Genomic DNA, 20,302 nt, shown 5'->3' on the forward strand with positions numbered 1-20,302 from the left:
GTCACGCGGGCGCCGCGAGGCCGACGACGACCTCCGCGTAGACGACCAAATCGACCGCGAGCAGGTACGCGAAGAACGCGCCGACGCCGGGCCACACCGACTCGGCGCGGGCGGTGCCGTACGCACCCGCCGCGACCGTCGTCACCCACAGCCCCCACCGGAGCAGTGCGTCCGGCGTCGTGAGTTCGGAGGCGACCCCCACGAGGCCGAACGCGCCCAGCGCCACGACCGGGAGGAGCCGTCGGTCGGCCACCGCCGACAGCGACCGCTCGCGGTAGGTGCGGTACGCCAGACCGAGCGTGAATCCGAGCGCGACGGTCGTGACCGCCGCCAGGAGGAACACCGCGAGCGCGACCGGGTCGGGCCGGGTCGCGTCCCCGACCGCCCGGTACGCGCCCGCGACGGCGGCCGTCAGCGCCGCCGCCCACGTGGCGGGGAGTCGGGTCCGGAGCGTGCCCAGTACCGCGCCGTGGAACACCAGCCCGTAGCCGAGTGCCCCAAGGACTGCCGCCGGGAGGGCGCTCCGGAGCAGGTACGCGGGCGTGGCCGCCTCGCCGTAGCCGAGGCGGACGACGGCCCCGAGACTCGACCCCAGCCCGTTCGCCAGCGTCGCCACCGCCAGCACCGCGAGCGCGGGCGCGAGAACGGCGCCGGCGGTCGGGAGCGCCGTCGTCCTGGTGGGGAGCGCGAGGCCGACCCCGAGGCCGGCCGCCCGGAGGTAGACGGCCGCCGCCAGCGCGAACCCGGCGCCGAACGTCAGCGCCGACCCGAGCACGAACGGCGACGCGAGCGGTGCCGGAAGCAGGTCTGCGAGCGGCCGATACGCCAGGCCGACGAGTCCGACCCACAGGCGGACGGCGAACAGGAACCCGACCGCGACCGCGATGTCGACGGCGACCGGGTGCCGGCCGTGGAGTCGGCGGCCGGCACGGAGTGGTTGCGGCATACCCCCAGCTGTCGGCCGAGCAACAAGAATCTACCCCGCGTGTCGGGTGGTGAGCCCCGGTCGAGACCGAAAGCCCCGTAACCGCCCCCCACCTCGCCGCCGACAGGATGGAGACGCGCCACGAGGTGCGGGTCGGCGACGCCCGCGAACTGTCCGTCGAGGCCGTCGACCTCGTGGTCACATCGCCGCCGTACCCGATGATAGAGATGTGGGACGACTGCTTCGCCGCACAGGACCCCCGCATCGAGACGGCGCTCGAGGACGGCGACGGCGACCGCGCGTTCGCGCTGATGCACGACCTGCTGGAGGCGGTGTGGGCCAACCTCGCGGACGCCGTTCGTCCGGGCGGCATCGTCTGCATCAACGTCGGGGACGCGACCCGGAACTTCGAGACGTTCCAGCAGTACCCCAACGCCGCCGAGATAACCCGGCGGATGCGCGAACAGGGGTTCCAGCCGCTTCCGGACATCGTGTGGCGGAAGCCGTCGAACAGTTCGGCGGACTTCATGGGAAGCGGCATGTTGCCGACGAACGCCTACCCGACACTGGAGCACGAACATCTCCTCATCTTCCGGAACGGCGACACGCGCGAGTTCCCACCCCACGACGACGACCGCTACGAGTCGGCGTACTTCTGGCGGGAGCGCAACGAGTGGTTCACCGACACCTGGGAGATTCGGGGCACCCGACAGAGCCTGGACGCCGACGCCCGCGACCGCTCGGGGGCGTTCCCGTTCGAGATACCCTACCGGCTGGTGTCGATGTTCTCGGTGTACGGCGACACGGTGCTGGACCCGTTCTGGGGCACCGGCACCACGTCGCTGGCGGCGCTGGTCGCCGGCCGCAACTCCGTCGGCTACGAGCGGGACGCGGACCTCGTGGAGGCGTTCGCCGACGCCGCGGCCGACGCGCCCGCGCTCTCACAGGAGGTCATCGAGGAGCGGCTGGCGGCCCAGCGAGCCTTCGCCGCGGACGCGGACCTGAAGTACGAGACCGACAACTACGAGTTCGGCGTCAAGACGGCGATGGAGCGCCGGATACAGTTGTATGCGGTCGAGTCGGTCGACCGCGAAGGGGACCGCTGGACCGCGCAGTACCGGCCGGTGTGACTGGCTTTTTGTCCGGTCGCGGCCACGGGCCGGCATGGAGTTCGACGCGTTCCGGCTGGCGGCCGCGACCGCCGAGTTGAGCGAGGAGCCCGCGGCCCGCGAGCACGCCGACCTCGTGGAGTTCCGGATGGACCTCGCGGCCGACCCGCTCGCGGCACTCGACGACTACGACGGCGAGTTGCCCCTGCTGTGTACGAACCGCCCGGACTGGGAGGGCGGCGACTGCGAGGCCGACGAGGCCGACCGGCTCGGGACGCTCGAGAGCGCGGTCGAACACCCCGCCGTCGAAGCCATCGACGTGGAGGTGGCGGCCATCGCCGACGGCGCACAGGCCACCCTCGACCACGCCCACGACCACGGCGCGACCGTCGTCGCGTCGGTCCACGACTTCGAGTCGACCCCGCCGGGCGACGACCTGGCGGAACTGGTCGCCCGCGCCGCGGCGGCCGGCGACGTGGGGAAGGTCGCCGTCACCGCCGAGGACCGCGGCGACGTGCTCAGGTTGCTCTCCGTGACGGACGCGCTCGACCGGCAGGGCGAGCGCGTGGCGACGATGGCGATGGGCGAGGCCGGCCGCCACTCGCGGGTGGTCGCGCCGCTGTACGGCTCCCGCATCGGCTACGCGCCGGTCGACCCCGCGGAGGCGACCGCGCCCGGCCAGTACGACCTCGCCACGCTCGACCGTCTCGTGGCCGACCTCGGCGGCCGCTGACGCCCGACGACCGTCACACGGGGGTTTATCAGCCTCCGGAGCGAACTCCCGGCAAACAATGCCGACGAACCGGCGGCGCTGGGTCGCGGCGCTCCTCTCGTTTCTCCAGCCGGGGGTCGGCCATCTCTACCTCCGGGAGTGGAGTCGCGGGCTGTCGTGGTTCCTGCTGTGGGTCGCCACCGCGCTGTTCGCCGCCGGCATCTCGACGGTGCCGCCGGCGACCGTCGCCGGCCTGACGGCGTTCATCGACCGCTTCCTCGCGGCGCTGACCGACCTCCCGCTGGCACGCTCGCTGGCGCTGGCCGCGGTGACCGGCTTCGCCGTCGTCGACGCCTACGTCGTGGCCGGGCGGACGGACCGTCGACGCCCGGGCGAGGAGCCGACCTGTCCCGCCTGCGGGAAGGAGGTCGACCCCGAGTTGGACTTCTGTCACTGGTGTACGACGGAACTGGAGTGGGTCGAACGGTAGTCACCACGCGACCCGCCGCCCGAGCACGAACACGACCAGCGCGACCAGTAGCGCGCCGACGAACGATTCGAGGCCGGCGAGAAAGCGGGCGGTCGTCCCCACTGGCTGGATGTCGCCGTAGCCGAGCGTCGTGAACGTGACGACGCTGAAGTAGAGGTTCTTCGAGAGCACGTCCAGTCCCTCGGGCGTCGCCAGCACCCCGAGGTCGCCGATGCCCCGCGTCGTCAGTCCGGACGTCGAGGCCGTCGTCCCCTCGGTGAACAGCGTGTACAGGAGCGTCCACAGAAACACCGTGAGCGACGAGACGTAGACGACGCGCCAGAGCCGCTCGCCGTAGCCACAGGTGGCGTGCAGGAGGTAGTTGCCGACCCACTGTCCGGCGGCGGTCAGGCGGTCACGGACGCCCGCCGACCGCGACGCCCCGACCCCGAGCGCGAGGTCGCGGTTCTTCCGGCGTCGGTAGGCCATCTCCTGTATGAAGAACTCGGCGGCGGATTTCCGGTCGCCCACCTGGTCGGCGCCGTTCTTCGCCTTCAGGTACGTGTTCTCCAGTTCGCCGTGGGACTGCCACTCGCTGGTCGGGTCGTCGACGACCTCCCCGGAGGCGTCGTCGTTCACCTGTTTCAGGAGGTCGAGCTGCCGGCCGAACGGAATCCCGTACTTCAGTCGCCCGACGAGCAACACGTACGCCATCGAGAGCTTGTTCCGGCCGCCCCGCTCGAGGGAGAGCGTGCCGAGCCAGCCGACGAGCTTCCGCTCGAACGCCGCCTCGGTGCCGAAGTCGAGTTCGTCGGCGGTGTCGTGGAGCCGCCAGTCGGCGGCCGCGAGCGCGCCCTTCGCCTGTCCGAAGTCGAACCCGTCGAACGTGGTGTCGTGGAACCGGAAGTGGTCGAACAGCGGATGGCTCGTCTGCCCTATCAGGTCGGCCCGCCCCGCGACCCCCAACTGCACGTCGCCGAGCGTCGCCCCCGTGCAGTCGTAGCCGACGGTCACGTCGGACGGCAGTGTTATCGCCCCGCTCCGGAGCGTCGCGTTCCGGAGGCTCACGACGCCGCCGTCCTCGACGGTGGGTCCGTCGAACCGTCCGTCCGCGATGTCGGCGTCGTCGAACGAGACGCCGGCCTCGAAGGCGGTCGCCGTCAGGTCGAGCAGGTCGTCGAACGCCGCCGCCTCCGCCGAGAACGCCCCGGCGAACGTCGACCGCTCGAACGTCGTCCGCCCCCGGAACGTGCAGTTACCGAACGAGGCGTCGGCGAACGCGGCGTCCGAACACGTGACGCCCTCCGCAAAGCGGGCGTGGTCGAACGTCGTCGCCCCCTCGATTCGCGCGTCGGCGAGCGTGAACGGCCCGTCGAACCGGCTCGACACCCCCGAGAGGTCGCCGCCGACGCTCGTCTCCCGGAACTGGAGGTCCGACTCGAACTCGCCGTGCGAGAGGTCGACCGAACCGTCCAGCGACGCCCGGTTGGCGAACACCGCCCCCGTGGCAGTGGTCGACCCCACGTCGAGGTCGCCCGCGACGTGGCTGTCGGAGAGCTTCAGGGCCCCCCGAAACCGGCAGGAGTCGGCGTCGACGTCGCCCCCGACGGTCGCGTCGCGGGCCTGCAGGCCGCGGCCGAACGTCCCGGTCGAGAGCGCCAACCCGCCGTCGAGCGACGCGTCGTCGAGCGACACCCGACCAGCGGCCGTCGCCTCGCGGAGTTCGAGCGTGCCGCCGACAGACGCCTCGTCGGCGTTCGTGACGCCGTCGACCGTCGCACGCGCGAGCGTGACGTCGTCGCGGAGAGTCGCGTCCTCGGCGACGAGGTCGCCCTCGACGGTCGCGGCTTCGGCGTCGAGGCGGCCGCCCACGGTCGTCTTCCGGAGGCGAAGCGACCCGGCGACACGGGCGTGCGCGCAGTCGAGGTCGCCCGTCACGGCCGCGCCGACGAAGCCGAGGTCGTCCGCGACCGTCACGTCGCTGGCGTCCAGCGACTCCCGGACGCTCACGCGGTCGAACGTCGCGTCGCCCTCGAACGAGCAGTCCGCGAACGTCGCGGACCGGAGCTCCGACCCCTCGAACGAGACGTCCCCCTCGAACGTACAGTTCTCGGCGTCGACCGCTCGGAGTTGCGCGCCCTCGACGGCGGTCACGTCCTCGAACGTCGCCTGTCGGAACGACGCGTCGCCGGCGACCGTCAGCCCGCCCGCGAACACCGGGGCATCGACCGTCGCGTGGTCACAGCGGAGGTCGCCGGCCACCGAGACGTCCCGCAGGACGACGGGGTAGTTGTCCGGCGTCGCCAGCGTCTCGTAGGCGATGTCCAACGTCCCGAACGTCGCGCCGACGAACTGCTTGGCCGCCAGCCCGGGACGCCGTATCTCCTCGAGAAACACGTCTGTCACCGCCGCGTCGTCGGTCTCGTCGACCGGCCGGTGGAAGAGACAGCGATCGGAGCCGTCCGACGGTTCGCGGTGACAGTGCCACCGGAAGCCGTCCATCTCCTCGGTGTGCGCGCAGGTCGCCTCGCCCGTCGGCGCGGCGCCGCCGGTCGCCAGCACCTCGCGCACGCCGTCGATGCCACCGTCCGTGACAGCGTCGTCGGACCCCCCACCGGTCATGGCTCCGCCTATCTACCGACGGGAGTTAACAGTAGTGACGGCTCTCACTTCTCGATGATGCTCTCGTCGACGGCTTCCCCGAAGTGGCGCGCGGTGTCCTCGTAGTAGACGAGCACCCGGTCGCCCTCCTCGAGGTCCGTGACGGCTTTCCGGCCCTCCTCGGTGGAGACCTTGATGGTCTCGGCGTTCTGGAGCAGGGTCTCGATGCGGTCGCCGCTCTCGGTTTCGGCCTCGACGCGGAACATGGGTCGGGACTCTATCTTCGAGCGGCCGACGATGGCCTCGCGGGTCCCGCCGTCGGTGTCCACGACCTGCACCTCGTCGCCGGACTGTAGCTCTGCGAGATACTTCGTCTCGCCGCCGGGCGTGCGGATGTACGCGTGGACCGCGCCCGCGTTCACGCGGAACGGCCGGGAGGCGACGTACGGCGACTCGGCGGTCTCGGCGTGGACGAAAAAGAGGCCGCGGGACATCGAGCCGACGAGCATCCCCTCGTCGTGGTCCATCATCGTCCCGGTGTCGACACAGACCCGGTCGGCGGAGCCGGTCTGTTCGACGGCCGTGACCGTCGCGTACTGCAGGTCGAGGGTCTCGCGGCGGCTCTCGTCGCGCACGTCGACCGCGGCGCGTATCTCGTCGGGCGAGTCCGTGTCCAGAAGCACCGCGTCCGCACCTATCTCCAGCGTCTCGAAGGCTGTCTTGGCCTCCTCGGCCGTCTGGACGCCCGCCACGAGGTCCGTCTCCGAGCCGATGCGGGCGATGAGATTTTCGAGCGGGATTATCTTCCAGTCCTCGCCGACGACGACGGTGTAGTCGGCGTCGGTCGCCGCCGCCTCCGCGAACGTCTCGTAGTCGGAGTTCAGGATGCGGACGTACGCCGCTTCCGCCTGGTCGCGCCGCAGGGTGGTGAGGTCGGCGCTCCCCGAGAAATCGGAGGGGAGGTCGACCGTGCCATCGCCCTCACCGCCCTTGCCGACGACCCGGATGTCGGGTTCCGCGGGTTCGGATTCGGCGTCCATCACGTGGACGTCGTCGCCGGTGAACGCGGCCACCGTCACCTGCCCGAGTTCGCGGACGCGCTCGACGTCGCGGGCGTCCACGAGGACGACGTCGACGCCGGCCTCCAGGCCGGTGGTGATGCGTTCGCGGCGGGCCTCCCAGTCGCCGACCTCGTCGTCGGCCTTCAGCCAGACGGACCGTGTCATGTCCCCGCCTGTGCGTGGTCGGGTATTCAACGTGGCGGAAGCGCGCGCGACCGGGCGACCCGTGGCCCGAACCCTTATCCGCGGTCGAGCGCCTACAGGGAGCAATGACGCCCTCCGCCGTCTGTTTCGACCTCGACGACACGCTCCTTTCCTACAACCAGAACCCGGGGGAGGCGCTCGACGCCGCCCACCGGGCGGCCGGCGTGGGCCGGTTCTGCTCGGACGAGGAGCTGTGGGCCGGCGCGAACGACGTGGGGCACGCCGAGAGCGACCGCGAGTTCCTGACGCGGCTGTTCCGGCTGGCCGCCGAGCGCCACGGCGGCCCAACCGAGAGCGCCGGAACGCTGGCGCGCACCTACGAGGAGGCCATCGACCACACGGACGTCTCTTTCCGGCCGGGGGCCGAGCGGGCGCTGGACATCGCCCGCGAGCACGGTCCGGTCGGGCTCATCACGAACGGCTCGCGGGAGACACAGGAGCTGAAGCTCGACGCGCTGGACATCGCCGACGCGTTCGACACCCGGGTGTACGCGGGCGAGGAGACGCCGCCGAAGCCGGCGACGGACCCGTTCGAGAAGGCGACGCTGGAACTCGACGCGCGGCCGACCGAGACGCTGTACGTCGGCAACTCGCTGGAACACGACGTCGCGGGCGCGAAACGCGCCGGCTGGCGGGTCGCGTGGTTCCCGGGCGAGCGCGACCGTGGCGCGACGCCCGAGGAGCACGCCCCCGACCACAGGTTCGACAACCTCGCCGAACTCGGCCCGCTCTTACACTAGCGTCTCGGGCCGCTCGCGGAAGTAGTCGAACACCGAGCCGAGGGTGAACCCGTAGAACAGGTGCGCGAAGAACGTGAAAAACAGGTAGCCGACGAGGAACAGGCCCGTCTGTCCCGTGTAGAAGGAGGGGGCGAAGCCGGTCCAGAGGATGAAGCCGAACGGGAGCCCCTTGATGGCGAACCGGTCGCCGGGCAGGTAGTTGCCGATAGAGGCCAGCAGTAGCGGCCACACCGTCATCCCGCCGACGAGGAAGATGATGAAGCCGATGGCCGCGAGCCCCGAGTCGAAGAACAGCGTCGCGCCCGCCAGTTCCGCGATGACCGTGAAGGAGCCGCGGTCGAACGCGCCGACGGAAGCGGCGATGAGCAGGCCGACCGTCAGCACGACGGTGCCGACCAGCCCGCCGAGCGCGCCTATCAATCCGTCGGTGATGACCCCGAACAGCCGGTCGTAGTCCGGCGTCGCCTCCGCGGACTCCATCTCCACGTCGACGCCCTGTGAGTCATTCTCAACCATGGAGCCCTTTCGACAGCGGGGGACAAAAACGTTGTCGGGGAATCCGGGGAAACGCCTAAGGCCGAGTGAACAGAGAGCAAGGACCATGGTATGGGCACACACGGGAACGATACCGTTACAGACCGGGGGTGGCGGCATCGTTCCTCGTGGCTCCCGCGTCGAGGTGTTTCAGCAGATATACTGGGTGTTCCTGGCGCTCGGCGTGCTCGTCGGCGTGGTGGTCATCGGCTACATGGTGTACAACGCCTACAAGTACCGGCACCGGGACGGCGAGGTGCCCGTCGAGAAAGGCGACGACCACCCGGAGCTCGGCGAGGTGCCGACGGGGGGCGGGAAGGGCGGGAAACTGTTTCTGTCGCTGACGCTGTCGGCCATCATCGTCGTCTCGCTCATCGGCTGGACGTACGGGACCTTGCTGTACGTCGAGGAGGACTCCCCGGTGTCCGGTGACGCCGAGCATCTCACCGTCGAGGTGGAGGGGTATCAGTTCGGCTGGTCGTTCACCTATCCGAACGGCCACGAGACGGGGACGCTCCGCGTGCCGGCCAACACGGCCGTGGAGTTGCGGGTGACCTCCCGGGACGTGTTCCACAACTTCGGCATCCCCCAGTTGAACGTGAAGACCGACGCCGTCCCCGGACAGACGACGGACACCTGGTTCGTCAGCGAGGGGCCGGCCAGCTACACGGTGAACTGTTACGAGCTGTGTGGCGTCGGCCACTCCTACATGAAGGCACCGGTGGAAGTGATGCCGGCCGACGACTACCGGCAGTGGTACGCGAACACCAACGGAACGAACGCGACCAACGCATCGAGCAGTAGCCAGGCGGACATCACGGAGGCGACCACATGAGCAACGACGAGACACGGGCGGACGGCGCAGGGGCGACGGCCGGTGAACTCACCGGCGGCGACACCGACCACGGCCACGAGTTCCCCGGGATGGGCTCGATACGCCGGTGGTTCGTCACGACCAACCACAAGGACATCGGCATTCTCTACATCGTCACGTCGCTGTTCTTCCTGCTGTTCGGCGGAGTGCTCGCACTCCTCATCCGGGCCCAGCTGTGGGTGCCGGGCGGCCTGCTTCTGGACGGCGTCTCCTACAACCAGGCCGTCTCCGCACACGGGCTCATCATGGTGTTCTGGTTCCTCTCCCCGTTCGCCTTCGGCTTCGCCAACTACATCGTCCCGCTCCAGATGGGGGCGAAGGACCTCGCGTTCCCACGGCTGAACGCGCTGTCGTACTGGCTGTACCTGTTTTCGGGCCTGCTGTTGATGGTGTCGTTCTTCCAGGGGGCGACGTTCTCCGGCGGGTGGACGATGTACGCGCCGCTGAACGTCCCCGTCTACACGCCACACATCGGCGCCTCGACGGCGATACTGGCGCTGACGCTGTTCGTCGCCTCCGTCACGGTGTCGTCGGTGAACTTCCTGACGACGATGCACCGGATGCGCGCGAAGGGGCTGACGATGTGGAACCTCCCCATCTTCACCTGGTCCATCCTGCTGACGGTGTGGATGATGCTGTTCGCGTTCGCGGCGCTTCTGGCCGCGCTCATCATCCTCTCGTCTGACCGCCTGCTGGGGACGCTCTACTTCTCGACGTCGGGCGCGAACAGTTCCATCCTCTGGGCACACCTGTTCTGGTTCTTCGGCCACCCGGAGGTGTACATCGTGTTCTTCCCCGCGCTGGGGGCGATGGCCGAGATATTCCAGACGTTCACCGGCCGCCGGCTGGTCGGCCGGAAGTACTTCATCGGGTCGATGATACTGGTGGCAATCCAGTCGTTCATCGTCTGGATGCACCACATGTTCCTGACGGGCATCAACCTCGAGGTGAAGACGCTGTTCATGGCGACCACCATCGGCATCTCCCTGCCCTTTGACCTGATGGTGTTCGCGCTCATCTACACGATGCTGAAGGGCGACATCCGGTTCAAGACGCCGTTCCTCTACGCGTTCGGCTCGCTCGTGCTGTTCATCCTCGGCGGCATCACCGGGGTGTTCCTGGGGGCGGTCGTGCTCGACTACTCGTTCCGGGGGACGTACTGGGTCGTCGCCCACTTCCACTACGTGATGGTCGGCGGCGTCACCGCGCTCATCGGGGCCATCTACTACTGGTATCCGAAGATAACGGGGAAGATGTACGACGAGTTCCTCGGGAAGGTGAGCTTCGGCCTCTACTTCGTGGGGTTCAACCTGCTCTACTTCCCGATGTTCCTCGCGTGGGAGACGCCCCGCCGGGTGTTCGAGTACCGCGACGTGTACATCACCTGGCACCGGGTGGCGACTATCGGCGGGTTCCTGCTCGGACTGGCGTTCCTCGTGACGCTGTACAACCTCTACGTTAGCTACACCCGCGGCGAGGAGGTCGACGGCCAGGTCTGGGACTACGCCACCACCGCCGAGTGGGCCGTCCCGTCGCCGCCGCCGCTGGAGAACTTCACCGACGGCATGCCGTCGTACGTCAGCGGGAAACTGGAGTTCGTGACGCGGGGCGACCGGGCGGCGACCGCCGACGGTGGCGAGGCGGCGACGGACGGCGGCACGACGGCGGACGGGGGTGAAATCGTCGCTCACGACGGCGAGGAGGAGCACGCCGACCACGCGAGCATCTGGCCGTTCGCCATCGGGGCGGCGTCGTTCGTCGTGCTCGTGGGCGCCTCCGGCATGCGGGAGGCGGCGTTCCCCTCGGGGATGGAGGGTGCCTTCTACGTCGGCACGCTCGTGCTCGGCATCGGCCTCCTGCTGTACAGCCTCGTCGGGATGGCCCGAGAGTCGTTCACCGGGCCGACGATGCACGTCGCCGAGCGGTGGCCGTTCGCCGGCGTCGAGAACATGAAGATGGGGATGTGGGTGTTCCTCGCGTCGGACGTGGTGCTGTTCGGCGCGTTCATCGGCTCGTACGTGTTCGCCCGCGTCGCGGAGGGGTGGACGACCTGGCACCACCTCATCCCCGAGGCCCACGTCACCCTGCCGGGGCTCATCAACACCTACCTGCTGTTGACGAGTTCCTTCGCCGTCGTGCTGGCGCTGGTGTTCGCCCGCCGCGGGAGCGAGCGCGGCGTCGTCGCCAGCCTCGTGACGACGGTGCTTCTGGGCGTCGGGTTCCTCGTCAACAAGGGCATCGAGTGGAACCACCTGTTCCACGTCCACAGCGAGGCGTTCCCCCACGGGTGGGACATCTCGACGAACATCGCGTCGTCGACGTTCTACCTCACGACCGGGCTCCACGGCGCCCACGTCATCGTCGGACTGATAATCGCACTGTACATGATAGTCAGGGCACGGAACGGCGCCTACACGAACGGCGACCCGGAGGCCATCGAGTACTTCGGCCTCTACTGGCACTTCGTCGACATCGTGTGGCTGTTCCTGTTCCCGCTGTTCTACATCCTGTGACAATGAGCCACCTCAAACTCTACACCGCGATATACGTCGTACTGTTCGTGCTGGCGACCGTCCAGGCGCTGGTGGAAGTGACGGGGATGCTCGAGACCGCCTACTGGGCGGCGTTCGGGCTCATCATCGTGCTGTCGTTCGCGAAGGCCGTCGTCGTCGCGGGCTACTACCAGCATCTCCGGTGGGAGCCGCGGTCGCTCACCGTGCTGATGCTGATGGGGCTGACCGCGGCGCTGGCGCTGACCGTCGCGGCCAGCTACTCCATCCTCTGACGGCTCAACAGCCGTACCACTCCTCGAACCCGTCGTCGGTCAGCCGGATGCCGACGTCGGGCCCCTCGCAGTCCAGGTCCGGGTCGAACGCCCACGCCGCGGTGGTGCCGTCGGGCGTGAACGCCTTCACCGTCGCCGGCCGGGTCTCGACGCCGGCCGACTCGTCGGCCTTGCCGGGACCGAGTTCGTACACGCGGCTGAACAGCGCCGCGCCGTCGGCGTCTGTCACGCGGACGGCGACGTTGGCGAACTCCCCGGTCTGGTTCGTGAGGATTATCTCGTGGGTGTCGCCCTCGCCCTCTCGAGAGGAGAGGCCGTTACAGCCGGCCGTCGCGGCGGTCACGCCGGCGCCGACGGCGGCGAGGAGGCTGCGTCTGGAGGGCGTCGTACTGTCGGGGACCATCGGGTCGACGTTCGCGCCGGCGGGTGTTGAACGTGACGCGTGGCACTCAGCCGTCGCCCCACGGCCACCACAGCAGGACGACCGCCGAGAGATACGCCGCTGTCGACACGTCCAGCGAGAAGCCGCCGAGAGCGGCGGCCGCACCCACGCCGGCGCCGGAGACGAGCGACGCGACCAGCGGGAACGAGCAACTGATGCAGGAGGCGAGACCGAGCAGGCCCGCACTCGACGCGAGCGACGCCGACGCGAGCCGCGCGTACAGCAGGTACGCCAGCGCGACGTAGCCGATGACCCGGTAGGGGACGAAGTAGACGTGGGCGCTCCCGGCGACGTACGCGACGCGTGGCCCCCACCCCGGAACGGACAGCGACACCAGCCAGCCGTCGGGGACGTAGCCGTGCGAGTGGGCGTGGCCGAGATGCGGCAGGCCGACGAGACCGGTGACGACCGCCAGCAGGAGCAGGTAGCCGCCGGCGACCCCGGCCGCGAGCATCCGGCGCCGGTCGCGGTCCGAGAGGTCGCGGCCGACGCTCAGGAACCGGGCGAGCGCAGTCGAGAACGCCGCGTCGCCCGGCGGTGAGTCGGCCCGGGCGACGGCGTAGAGACCGACGTTTATCCACAGGAACGGGTAGACGAGGTAGCGCGGTTCCGCGACGTGCCCGACCGTCAGCAGGTAGGTGGCGACGGCCACCGTTTCGGCGGCCAGCAGGCCGGCCCACAGCGGCCAGTCGGCCGGCGGGTCGAGGGCGCGTGCGACCCGGGCGGTGCTCATACCACGAGTTTCGCGGCGATGGCGAGCACGATAGCCAGTCCGACCAGCATCGCGCCCTCAGCGACGCCCCAGGCGGCGGGCCGGCCCCGCGACCGGGCCGAACTGTAGACGCCGACGAACAGGTAGCCGGCGATGACGACGCCGCCCAGCGCGGCCATGGCGACGCCGACCATCCCAGCGCCGGGCACCTGCATCCCGCTGACCCAGACGACCGCCGCGCCCCCGAACGCGAACACCAGCAGGAGGAACGTCACGCCCCACACCGCCGGACTCGACTTCAGGGCGTCGAGGCGGTCGAGCAGTCCGGCCCCGTCGGTCGGGGCGTACGACTCCCAGTGTCGGAACCGCAACACTGCGCCGACGACCGCCAGCACGAACGCGGTCATCAGCACCGCCGTCGCCGTGTACGCGAGGTCTGCCATGGTGTACCGTGACTACCGGTGACAAACCCCGCGAGCTAATAAATCCTCGCCGTCGCGCGGTCGCGGCTCAGGCCTCGACGGTCAGCCCGGCCCGTTCGAGCGCCGCTTCAGCGGTGGCGTCGTCGTGGACGACAGCCGCGACGGCCCGCGTAATCGCCTCGGGGTCGTCGTGCTGGAAGATGGACCGCCCCATCGAGACGCCTGCGGCGCCGCCGTCCATCGCGCCCCGAACCATCTCGGCCGTCTCGCGGTCGGTCCCCTTCGACCCGCCCGCGATGACGACCGGGAGACGCGTCGATTCGACGACGTGCTGGAACGAGTCGCCGTCGCCCGAGTAGCCCGTCTTGACGACGTCCGCGCCGAGTTCTTCCGCGAGGCGGACGGCGTGACCCAGCGCCTCCGGGTCGGACTCGTCGACGCCCGGCCCGCGGGCGTACGCCATGGCGAGGACGGGCATCCCGAGGCGGGCGGCGGCGTCGGTCAGCTCCGCGAGTTCGGCTATCTGGTCGGGTTCGTACTCGGAGCCGACGTTGATGTGGAAGGAGACGGCGTCGGCGCCCGCGCGGACCGCCTCCTCGACGGTGCCGGTCAGCCGCTTGTCCTGCTCGTCGGGGCCGATGGTCGTCGAGGCGTTCAGGTGGACGACGTACCCCTTGCCGTTCTTGTTGGGGTGGACGCGGGGCGCGATGCCCTTCTGGGTGAGGACGGCGTCGGCGCCGCCGCGGGTGACCGCGTCGATGGTGCCCTCGATGTCCTTCAGGCCCGCCACCGCGCCCATCGTGATGCCGTGGTCCATGGGGACGATGACGTACCGTCCGCCTGTGGCGATGCGTTCGAGTCGTGCTGTGAGGCCGGCGGTCATTGTGGTATCCTGTGGCACGTCCGTTCAAGTCCGTTCCGGTCCCGGCGTGCGTTGCGCCGCGCCGGCGACCGCGCCCTCCTTGAGTTCGCGGGCCTTCGCTTCGAGGCGGTCCGCCGTCTCCGAAACGGGCGCGTCGTTCTCGTGGCCCTCGGCGACGATGTCGACGAGCGCGCTCCCGACGATGATGCCGTCGGCACCGCCGGCGACGATGTCGCGGGCGTGCTCGCCGGTCTTGATGCCGAACCCGACGGCCTTCGGCAGGTCGTACGCCTGCAACCGCGCGAGGCTCTCGGTGGTCTGGCCGCTCACGTCGTCGCGTGCGCCGGTGACCCCGAGCCGCGCCTGCACGTAGAGGTAGCCCGACGACAGCGACGCCAGCCGCTCCAGTCGCGCGTCGTCCGTCGTGGGGGCGACGATGAACACCAAATCGAGTCCGTGTTCGTCGCAGGCCTCGCGCAGGGGGTCGGCCTCCTCCGCGGGCAGGTCCGGCACGACGAACCCGTCGATGCCCACCTCGGCGGCGCGGCGCACGAACGGTGCCGGCCCCCCCTCCGTTCCGTACTGGTAGATGAGGTTGTAGTAGGTCATGCAGACGACGGGCACGTCCACGTCGAGCGCCTCGACGAACTCGAAGTAGCGCTCGACGGTCATCCCCGCCTCCAGCGCGCGGACGATGGCGTTCTGGATGGTCTCGCCCTCCGCGATGGGCTCCGAGAAGGGGAGGCCGAGTTCCACGACGTCGGCGCCGCCCGCGACGAGCGCCTCGACGTACGCCTGCGAGGCCTCGAACGACGGGTCGCCCGCCGCGAGATACGGGACGAACGCCGGTTCGTCGGCGAACGCCGCCGCGATGGCGGGGTTCGTCATCGGTCCCCCCGCTCGTCGAACACGTCCATCGTCGGCGCCGCGTCGATGTCGCGGTCGTCGGTCTCCTCGATGACGGCCTCGAGGTCCTTGTCGCCCCGGCCGGAGACGTTGACGACCACCACGTCGCCGAGTTCCTCGGCAGTCGCCGCCTCCAGGTAGGCGACGGCGTGGGCGGATTCGAGCGCCGGGATGATACCCTCCTCACGGGAGAGCCGGTGGAACGCCTCCAGCGCGGCGTCGTCGTCGACGTTGACCGCGCGGACGCGCCCCTCGTCGACGAGGTGCGCGAGTTCCGGGCCGACGCCCGCGTAGTCGAGCCCCGACGAGACCGAATGCGACTCCATTATCTGCCCGTCGGAGTCCTGCAGGAGTTTGGTGCGCGCACCGTGGAGTACGCCCTCGGTGCCCGTCGACAGCGACGCGGAGTTGGGAGCGACGCCGCGCTGTTCGTCGACGGCGAGCGACGACCCACCGGCCTCCACCGCGAACAGGTCGACGTCGGTGTCGACCAACTCGGCGAAGATGCCCATCGTGTTCGACCCGCCGCCGGCGCAGGCGACTACGGAGTCGGGCAGGCGGCCCACCTGCTCGCGGGACTGCCGGACCGTCTCCTCGCTGATGACTCGGTGGAAGTCACGCACCATCGCCGGGAACGGGGCCGGCCCGACGACCGACCCGATGACGTAGTGGGTGTTCTCCACCGTCGTCGCCCAGTCGCGCATCGTCTCGGAGATGGCTTCCTTCAGGGTGCCCCGCCCCACGTCGACGGGGTTCACCTCGGCGCCGTTGATGCGCATCCGGAACACGTTGGGGCGCTGGCGGTTGATGTCGCGCCGGCCCATGTATATCTCGCAGGGCATGTCGAGGTGGGCCGCGGCCATCGCCGTCGCGGTGCCGTGCTGACCCGCACCCGTCTCGGCGATGATGCGCTCCTTCCCCATGTACTTCGCCAGCAGACACTGCCCGAGGGCGTTGTTGAGTTTGTGTGCGCCGCCGTGGAGCAGGTCCTCGCGTTTGAGGTACACCTCGAAGCCGTACCGCTCCGAGAGGTTGTCCGCGCGCTGGAGCGGCGTGGGGCGGCCGCCGAACTCCCGGATGCGCTCGCGGAACTCGTCCATGAACCCGTCCTCGTTGTCGAGGACGTACCGCTGGTAGGCGTCCTGTAACTCCTCGATGGCGGGCATGAGTGCCTCGGGCACGTACTGTCCGCCGTACTCTCCGAACTTACTCTGAGACATGCGTGAGTCGGTGTGTGTTCTCGCGGACGTCCCCGTCCATGATGGCGGAGCCGACGAGACAGGCGTCGGCCCCGGCACGGCGCATCCGCGAAACGTCGTCGTCGGTGGCTATGCCGCTCTCCGCAATCAACGTGGCGTCGTCTGGCACCGCGGGCGCGACGCGCTCGAACGTGCCGAGGTCGACTTCCAGAGCCGCGAGGTCGCGGTTGTTGACCCCCACGATGTCGGCGCCCGCCTCGACGGCGGCCGCGACCTCCGCGCGGGAGTGGGTCTCGACGAGCACCTGGAACCCCCGGTCGCGGGCCGCATCGACCAGTCGGGGGAGGTCGTCGCCGACGAACCGCGCGATGAGCAGGACGACGTCGGCCGCGACGGCGTCCAGTTGCGCTTCCTCCAGCAGGAAATCCTTCCGGAGGACCGGCACGTCGACGGCCTCGCGGACGCGCCGGAGCGTCTCGGGCGACCCGCCGAAGTGGTCGGGTTCGGTCAGCACCGACAGCGCCGCGGCGCCGCCGGCGACCATCTCCTCGGCGAGGTCGACGGGGTCGTCGTCCCGCTGGCCGTCGGTCGTCGGACTCGTCGGCTTCACCTCCGCGATAATCGGTACCCGGCCGTCGGCCTCCGCGGCGGCGAACGCCGCCGGAAGCGACCGGGCCGCGACCGACACGCGCTCGCCGCCGGCACCGCGCTTCCGGGCGGCGTCGAGGATGGAGCGGACGGCCGGGGCCATCTCCTCAGTGTTCATTACTGTACACTACCGGACTGATTTGTACATAAGGCTTGCGTCGTGGGAGCGCCGAGCGGGCGGACGTGACCCGCTCGCGCCCGTGACTTCAACGCCCGGACGTAACGGGCCGAACGCCTAACGGGCTGTGTACCGAATACACGGACAACGATGGCAGAGTTTACGCTCGACCGACGGAGCCTCGTCCGGTCGGTCGGAGCGGCAGGGGGGCTGTCGTTGCTGTCGGCCGCGGCGGAGGCCGCGAGCGACGACGAACCGCCCGTCCCGGACACCGACCCGCACACGCAACTGACGTACGCGGCCGTCACGGACGCGGTCATCCCGCGGACGCCCGAGTTGGCCGACGACCTTGGCGACGAGCACGTCCCGGGCGGCCTCGAAACCGGGCTCGACGCCTACCTCGTCGAGTACGTCAACACGCTGTTCTCGGGGCTGACGCCGGTCGGTGACCGCACGGGCGACCTGCGACTCGCCGAGGTAGTGGCGACCGTTCTGGAGGAGGCGGCGGTCGAACTGCTCGCGCGGGGCCGCAACGACGACCAGCCGTCCCCGCGGTTCGTCCGCGAGTTGACCGACCGCTCGACGACGCTCGGGGAGGCCGTCGACGTGGCCGCCGCGGGGCTGTTCCCCCGGCTCTCGCGGCGCGACCGGCTGAACGCCCTGACGCTGTTCGACGAGAAGGAACTCGACGTCGCACAGCTAGCGACCGACACCCCGCTCCCGCTCGTCGAGAGCGACGGCGGACTGGTGCCGACCCTGCTTGTCGGGTTCACCGAGGTCGTCTACTACAGCGAGTGGCAGGGGTACGAGGACATCTCCGTGCCGCCGTCCGAGCGGGCGTTCACGAACGACGACGACGCCGTCCAGTCGTGGCGACAGACCGATTTCCCCGGGTTCGCGGACGGTTACGCGGCGTTCCGCGGCTACTGGGGCGGCGACGACGTGTCGCTGGGCGCGGGCGACGTCTGGGACGAGGTGGGCGAGCGCACCATCACCTTCGAGTCGGGCGAGTTCCGCGACAACGAGTACGACACCTCGGGCTACGAGGAGGTGTTCCCCACGGACGGGGAGCCGGCGACCGAGGACCCGCTCGGCACCGGACAGACCGGCGGCGACGCGCCCAGCCCACCCGAGGCCCCGACCGGCGGCACTTCCGAGGACGGGCGACCGGGCGACGGCGGACTCCTCGACGGTGGCCTGCTCGACGCGGCCGGAGGTGACCGCTGATGGTGCAGGACTCGTACGACGTGGTCGTCGTCGGGGCGGGCGGCGACGGCCCCGTCGCCGCGTGGAAACTCGGGAGGGCGGGGCTGGACGTGCTGGTGCTTGAGGCCGGCCCGTTCCACGGCAACGAGCAGTGGCCGAACCCCCACGAGGAGCCCGGGGGGGAGGCCTCCTCGGACCCGAGTGATCTCTCGGGCGACCTGCTCGACGAGCAGTTCACGACCCGGGAACTGGAGATGACCGAGAAACTGCTGTGGGGTCCGGCGGACCACGACCGGGGCTTCTGGTTCCGCAAGTTCCCCGGCGACGGCGCCACCATCCAGGCCGCGGGCGTCGGCGGCACCACCCTCATCTACACGTCGAACCACCCGCGAGCCTACCCCGCGGCCATCGACGAGCAGGGCCACTGGCCCTCCAACTTCACCTACGACGACCTGGTCCCCTACTACGAGGAGGTGGAGGCGATGACCGGCGTCGCGCCCGCACCGGTCACGGCCAAGGAGGAACTGTTCTTCCAGGGCGCCGAGGAGCAGGGCTGGGACCTGCTCGACAAGAAGAACGTCGACGAACCCGGCTACCGGCCCCAGCCGAACGCCATCAAACAGCCCAGCGAGAAGCTCCACGTCGACGCCGACTACGAGGGGGCCGTCGAGTACCCCGACGTCGAGGGGCACACGATGGCGCTCGGGGAGATATCGGGTAACCCGTTCCCCGAGGGCGCACCCTACGAGGAGAAGGCGAAGCAGTCCGCCAACATCTCGTTCGTGCCCGCGGCGATGGAGACGGGCAACGTCACGGTCCGCCCGAACGCGTTCGTGACGGACGTGCACACGGATTCGGTGCTGGGAACGCCGGAGGCGACGGGCGTCACCTTCCGGGACACCTGGGACGGCTCCACCGAACGGGTCGACGCCGAGGTGGTGGTGCTGTCCGCGGGGTCGATAGAGACGCCGCGGCTCTGGCTCAACTCCGACCTGCCGAACAACGAGCACGTCGGCAAGGGGCTGACCATCCACTTCGGCGACAACGTGATGGGGCTGTGGCGCGGCGACGACGCCCGCGCCGAACTGCTCCAGCGGGTCGGCAAGGAGCGCGTCGACCAGCACGAGGGCGAGGTCATCGCCGCGCGGTTCGACTACCCCGGCCTCGGGATGTTGCAGACCACCGGTACGAAGCCGGGCATCCAGGCCATCCTCGGGTTTGGCGCCTCCTCGTCGGGGTTCACGTTCACGAACGACCCCGCGAACGAGCCGTGGGACACCGAGGGGCGGCTGGCCGGGCCACAGTTGAAGCGCCTGCTGTCGGACTACCGGCGGATGCTCCCGGTGCTCGTGGTGACGGACGACCGGCCCCACGAGCGGAACAACGTCACCGTCGCGCCCGGCGCGTCCGACGAACACGGGCCGGTGCCGCTGGTCAACTACTCGCCCAGCGAGGGCGACATCCAGCGCCGGGACGAGCTCTCCCGCATCTGTGCGCGCATCCTGCGGTCGGCGGGCGCCGACCACGTCCACCGGTCGGACTCGCCGCCGACGGCCATCCACATCCACTCGACGATGCGGATGGGGAAGGTGGTCGACCCCTGCTGTGAGGCGTACGACCTCGACCGCCTGTTCGTCGCGGACCACTCCGTGATGGCGAACTCGCTCGGCGGGCCGAACCCGACGAACACGGGACAGGCGCTGGCCGCGCGGACCGCCGACCACATCGTCGAGCGCTACTTCCCCGACCGCGCGAGCACGAACTGACGGCTCG

The 20,302-nt window shown here is 70.0% G+C and carries 20 protein-coding genes; 9 read left to right on the forward strand and 11 right to left on the reverse strand.

Annotation, left to right across the window (positions count from 1 at the left end; all coding sequences use genetic code 11):
* Window position 1 precedes the first annotated feature (1 nt).
* Window positions 2-946, reverse strand: a complete 945-nt coding sequence (locus NL112_RS00260; RefSeq protein ID WP_255150614.1) for a hypothetical protein — start codon at window positions 944-946, stop codon at window positions 2-4.
* 107 nt (window positions 947-1,053) lie between these two features.
* Here NL112_RS00260 and NL112_RS00265 point away from each other — a divergent pair, with 107 nt between their 5' ends.
* The 3 genes from NL112_RS00265 to NL112_RS00275 are packed head-to-tail and all read left to right on the forward strand — an operon-like array spanning window position 1,054 to window position 3,236.
* Window positions 1,054-2,055 carry a DNA-methyltransferase gene (locus tag NL112_RS00265; protein ID WP_255150615.1) on the forward strand — a complete coding sequence of 334 codons (1,002 nt, stop codon included), beginning with the start codon at window positions 1,054-1,056 and terminating at the stop codon, window positions 2,053-2,055.
* Window positions 2,056-2,089: 34 nt separating this feature from the next.
* Window positions 2,090-2,767: a type I 3-dehydroquinate dehydratase gene (locus tag NL112_RS00270; protein ID WP_255150616.1), complete on the forward strand. Its 678-nt coding sequence runs from the start codon at window positions 2,090-2,092 to the stop codon at window positions 2,765-2,767.
* A gap of 58 nt (window positions 2,768-2,825) precedes the next feature.
* Complete coding sequence (locus NL112_RS00275; RefSeq protein ID WP_255150617.1) at window positions 2,826-3,236, forward strand: DUF7575 domain-containing protein; 411 nt, start codon at window positions 2,826-2,828, stop codon at window positions 3,234-3,236.
* On the opposite strand, the gene NL112_RS00280 is transcribed toward NL112_RS00275, so the two are convergent.
* Together NL112_RS00280 and NL112_RS00285 are read right to left on the reverse strand one after the other, a co-directional pair.
* A complete protein-coding gene (locus tag NL112_RS00280) occupies window positions 3,237-5,837 on the reverse strand; it encodes a potassium channel family protein (RefSeq protein ID WP_255150618.1) in 2,601 nt (866 codons plus the stop codon).
* A 44-nt stretch (window positions 5,838-5,881) separates the two neighbouring features.
* Window positions 5,882-7,042 carry a 3-dehydroquinate synthase II gene (locus NL112_RS00285; protein WP_255150619.1) on the reverse strand — a complete coding sequence of 387 codons (1,161 nt, stop codon included), beginning with the start codon at window positions 7,040-7,042 and terminating at the stop codon, window positions 5,882-5,884.
* A gap of 104 nt (window positions 7,043-7,146) precedes the next feature.
* Here NL112_RS00285 and NL112_RS00290 point away from each other — a divergent pair, with 104 nt between their 5' ends.
* The gene (locus NL112_RS00290) at window positions 7,147-7,821 is read left to right on the forward strand and encodes an HAD family hydrolase (RefSeq protein WP_255150620.1); all 675 of its coding nucleotides are present in this window, start codon (window positions 7,147-7,149) and stop codon (window positions 7,819-7,821) included.
* On the opposite strand, the gene NL112_RS00295 is transcribed toward NL112_RS00290, so the two are convergent.
* Entirely contained in the window at window positions 7,813-8,337 is a 525-nt protein-coding gene (locus NL112_RS00295; protein ID WP_255150621.1) for a DUF6789 family protein, read from the reverse strand. The two genes, NL112_RS00290 and NL112_RS00295, sit on opposite strands and share 9 nt — an antisense overlap.
* Before the next feature lie 85 nt (window positions 8,338-8,422).
* Here NL112_RS00295 and coxB point away from each other — a divergent pair, with 85 nt between their 5' ends.
* The 3 genes from coxB to NL112_RS00310 are packed head-to-tail and all read left to right on the forward strand — an operon-like array spanning window position 8,423 to window position 12,014.
* Window positions 8,423-9,190 carry a cytochrome c oxidase subunit II gene (coxB, locus tag NL112_RS00300; RefSeq protein ID WP_255150622.1) on the forward strand — a complete coding sequence of 256 codons (768 nt, stop codon included), beginning with the start codon at window positions 8,423-8,425 and terminating at the stop codon, window positions 9,188-9,190.
* On the forward strand, window positions 9,187-11,742 hold the full coding sequence (locus NL112_RS00305) for a cbb3-type cytochrome c oxidase subunit I (RefSeq protein ID WP_434084192.1): 2,556 nt from the start codon (window positions 9,187-9,189) through the stop codon (window positions 11,740-11,742). The genes coxB and NL112_RS00305 overlap by 4 nt, the downstream gene beginning before the upstream one ends.
* A gap of 2 nt (window positions 11,743-11,744) precedes the next feature.
* Entirely contained in the window at window positions 11,745-12,014 is a 270-nt protein-coding gene (locus NL112_RS00310; protein ID WP_255150623.1) for a cytochrome C oxidase subunit IV family protein, read from the forward strand.
* Between the two features lie 4 nt (window positions 12,015-12,018).
* Here NL112_RS00310 and NL112_RS00315 read toward each other — a convergent pair whose 3' ends face one another.
* The 7 genes from NL112_RS00315 to trpC all read right to left on the reverse strand — a co-directional run bounded on the left by NL112_RS00315 (window position 12,019) and on the right by trpC (window position 17,323).
* A complete protein-coding gene (locus NL112_RS00315) occupies window positions 12,019-12,417 on the reverse strand; it encodes a hypothetical protein (RefSeq protein ID WP_255150624.1) in 399 nt (132 codons plus the stop codon).
* Between the two features lie 46 nt (window positions 12,418-12,463).
* Window positions 12,464-13,189: a DUF7546 family protein gene (locus NL112_RS00320; RefSeq protein ID WP_255150625.1), complete on the reverse strand. Its 726-nt coding sequence runs from the start codon at window positions 13,187-13,189 to the stop codon at window positions 12,464-12,466.
* Complete coding sequence (locus NL112_RS00325) at window positions 13,186-13,611, reverse strand: hypothetical protein (protein ID WP_255150626.1); 426 nt, start codon at window positions 13,609-13,611, stop codon at window positions 13,186-13,188. The genes NL112_RS00320 and NL112_RS00325 overlap by 4 nt, the downstream gene beginning before the upstream one ends.
* Before the next feature lie 67 nt (window positions 13,612-13,678).
* Window positions 13,679-14,473, reverse strand: a complete 795-nt coding sequence (locus NL112_RS00330) for a 2-amino-3,7-dideoxy-D-threo-hept-6-ulosonate synthase (RefSeq protein WP_255150627.1) — start codon at window positions 14,471-14,473, stop codon at window positions 13,679-13,681.
* Window positions 14,474-14,497: 24 nt separating this feature from the next.
* Complete coding sequence (gene trpA, locus NL112_RS00335; RefSeq protein WP_255150628.1) at window positions 14,498-15,340, reverse strand: tryptophan synthase subunit alpha; 843 nt, start codon at window positions 15,338-15,340, stop codon at window positions 14,498-14,500.
* Window positions 15,337-16,578: a tryptophan synthase subunit beta gene (trpB, locus tag NL112_RS00340; protein ID WP_255150629.1), complete on the reverse strand. Its 1,242-nt coding sequence runs from the start codon at window positions 16,576-16,578 to the stop codon at window positions 15,337-15,339. Before trpB ends, trpA begins: the two co-directional genes overlap by 4 nt.
* The gene (trpC, locus tag NL112_RS00345; protein WP_255150630.1) at window positions 16,565-17,323 is read right to left on the reverse strand and encodes an indole-3-glycerol phosphate synthase; all 759 of its coding nucleotides are present in this window, start codon (window positions 17,321-17,323) and stop codon (window positions 16,565-16,567) included. Before trpC ends, trpB begins: the two co-directional genes overlap by 14 nt.
* 150 nt (window positions 17,324-17,473) lie before the next feature.
* Here trpC and NL112_RS00350 point away from each other — a divergent pair, with 150 nt between their 5' ends.
* Together NL112_RS00350 and NL112_RS00355 are read left to right on the forward strand one after the other, a co-directional pair.
* Entirely contained in the window at window positions 17,474-18,550 is a 1,077-nt protein-coding gene (locus tag NL112_RS00350; RefSeq protein WP_255150631.1) for a hypothetical protein, read from the forward strand.
* Window positions 18,550-20,295 (forward strand): GMC family oxidoreductase N-terminal domain-containing protein, encoded by a 1,746-nt coding sequence (locus NL112_RS00355; RefSeq protein WP_255150632.1) that lies wholly within the window; start codon window positions 18,550-18,552, stop codon window positions 20,293-20,295. Before NL112_RS00350 ends, NL112_RS00355 begins: the two co-directional genes overlap by 1 nt.
* Window positions 20,296-20,302: the final 7 nt, after the last annotated feature.

This window comes from Halorarius halobius (assembly GCF_024298865.1).
GTDB lineage: Archaea > Halobacteriota > Halobacteria > Halobacteriales > Haloarculaceae > Halorarius > Halorarius halobius.